The following is a 2,268-nucleotide window of genomic DNA, read 5'->3' on the forward strand; positions in this document are numbered from 1 at the left end:
TCCTTTCGAGTCCAGTCCCCCGGAAACGCTGTGCCGGCGACAAGGTCCCCTCACCTGGCCCAAGGGGCAGAGGACCGCCTCGGGTCCCTTCCTCAATTCCGTCGCCTAATTATAACCCGGATTTCGCCCAAGTCAAATGGCCTTGCGAAAACCGCAGTTTCTGAGACGGGGATGCGGGTTCCCTCCGATTTTTCTTCGACATGCTGCGGCGACCGTGCCAGAATCTATCCGGTCGCGGGCGGGAGGAAACCATGGGCGATCTCGCGGCAAGGATGACCAGCCTGGGCGGCCTTTTCCTGATGATGGCCCTTGCGCTCGCCTTCGGCGAGAACCGCCGGCGCATCAGCCTCCGCCTGGTCCTCGCGGGCTAGAGTTCCCGGAAGTGATTTCAAAACCTTGGCGCACGGATTGCGAGTCCCGAAGAGATCCCGTTGGGACAATCCGTGGTGCCCGGGACCGGCTTTTTCGCCCGACAGGCGGTCGCCGCCGTCCCGGAGGGACAGCGCGGGACGAGTTTTTAAAACCCCTTCAGTCCTCCGCCGGCCAGCCTCGGCCGGTTTGGGCTTGGCAACCGGCGTGCCGTGTTCTACGCTAGAAGGAGTCGGCCGCATGGCGTTCCGCCGCCACCGTCGGCCGACCGGAAATCCACTTATGAGCAAGAAAGACTGGTTCCAGGCATTCGATTCCGAGTTGTGGCTCCAGGGCGACGAGGACGCCGGGACCCAGGCCGCCTTCATCCGGAAGGTCCTCGGCCTGCGCAAAGGCCAGACGGTGCTGGACGCGCCGTGCGGCGAGGGGCGCATCGCGGTTCTCCTCGCCGAGGCCGGTCTGCTCGTCATGGGCATCGACCACAATCCATACTTTCTCGAGCGCGCCCGGGCGCGGTTCGAGGAGGGAGAACTCGAAGGCGAGTTTCTCGTCGGCGACATCCGCGAAATCTCGCTCTTGGGATGTTTCCACGCCGCCTTCAACTGGGGCGGCAGTTTCGGATATTTCTCCGACGAGGAGAACCTGGAGACCCTTCGCCGGCTCGCCCGCGCCGTTCGCCCCGGAGGCCGCGTCCTCGTGGACCAGCCCAACCGCGAATATGTCCTTCGGCACTTCGTGAAGGAGCGCCGCCACGGACCGCTCACGGTCCTCAACCGCTGGAACGCCCGCCGCCAGCGCATCGAATCCCGGTGGACCCTCCGCCGGCGAGGCACCAAGCACACCTACCCCATGGCTATCCGCCTTTACACGCCCGTCCAGATGCGCCGGCTGTTCAAGCAGGTGGGCCTGAAGGTCGAGGCGGCCTACGGCAGCCCGGACGGCAAAAAGTTTCGCCGCACCTCCCACCGCCTCATCCTCGTCGGGCGAAAAACGAAGAAGTAGCGCACCCGGCCGGCGAACGGTTCTACTCGATTTTCCCGCCCGCCTTCAGTATTCTGAAAGGCCGCATTCCAACCGGAAATCCAAGGAAAGAAATCGGCCGTGGCCAAGGCAAAAAACTCACCCAGACGGTCCAGGAAAGACCCGAAACGGTCACCTTCGGCGTCTTCGCGGCCGGCGACCCGCCACGATTTCCTGACGGCAAGAAGGGAAGGGTTTTCGGCTTGACTTGCTGGTAATACAAAGTAATAATACTCTCAGGGCGGCGGGACGCCCGGAAGAGTGCCGGGAGAAACGCACGTGAAACGCCGAAGCAGGCGGAACGTCCCGCCTCTGACTCTGGACGCTGCGCGGGGAATGCTGCGCAGAAAGCCCGAGGTCATCACCTTCAAGGCCGACCCGGCCCTTGTGGAAGCGATGAAGAACATCCCGAACCGCTCGGAGTTCATCCGGACCGCCGTCCTGGCCGCCATGGGCAACCTCTGCCCCCTGTGTCAGGGCACGGGCATGCTCACGCCGAAGCAGCAGGTGCACTGGCAGGCCTTCGCCGAAACCCACGCCGTTCAGCAGTGCAAGGAGTGTCACGAACTGCACGTGGTCTGCCAGCGGTCGCCCGTCAAACGGAAATCGCACGGCAGGCGGAGGAAATAGGCAAAAACGAGGATGCTCCTATGTCAGTCCTCCTGTGGATAATCGCGGCCACGATGATAGACGGGCTTATATCCCTGGTCGGCGCCGCAACCCTGGTTCTGAAGAAGGAGACACTGGGCAAACTGCTGATGGTGCTTGTGGCCTTCTCGACAGGCGCACTCCTCGGCGGTGCATTCCTCCACCTCATGCCCGAGGCCATTGAGGCCATGGAACCCTCTGCCGCGTTCGGATACCTGCTGGTTGGCTTCA

General features: G+C 63.2%; 3 protein-coding genes. All 3 read left to right on the forward strand.

Features of this window, described 5'->3' with window-relative positions; all coding sequences use genetic code 11:
- The first annotated feature begins 651 nt into the window (after positions 1-651).
- Positions 652-1,371, forward strand: coding sequence for a class I SAM-dependent methyltransferase (locus tag NTX40_00300; protein ID MCX5647532.1), 720 nt, complete (start codon positions 652-654; stop codon positions 1,369-1,371).
- 297 nt (positions 1,372-1,668) lie between these two features.
- Positions 1,669-2,019: a CopG family transcriptional regulator gene (locus NTX40_00305; GenBank protein MCX5647533.1), complete on the forward strand. Its 351-nt coding sequence runs from the start codon at positions 1,669-1,671 to the stop codon at positions 2,017-2,019.
- A 20-nt stretch (positions 2,020-2,039) separates the two neighbouring features.
- Positions 2,040-2,268, forward strand: a 229-nt coding sequence (locus tag NTX40_00310; GenBank protein MCX5647534.1) for a ZIP family metal transporter, incomplete at its 3' end; no start/stop codon positions are given.

Source organism: Planctomycetota bacterium, assembly GCA_026387035.1.
In the GTDB taxonomy this organism is placed as follows: domain Bacteria; phylum Planctomycetota; class Phycisphaerae; order FEN-1346; family FEN-1346; genus JAPLMM01.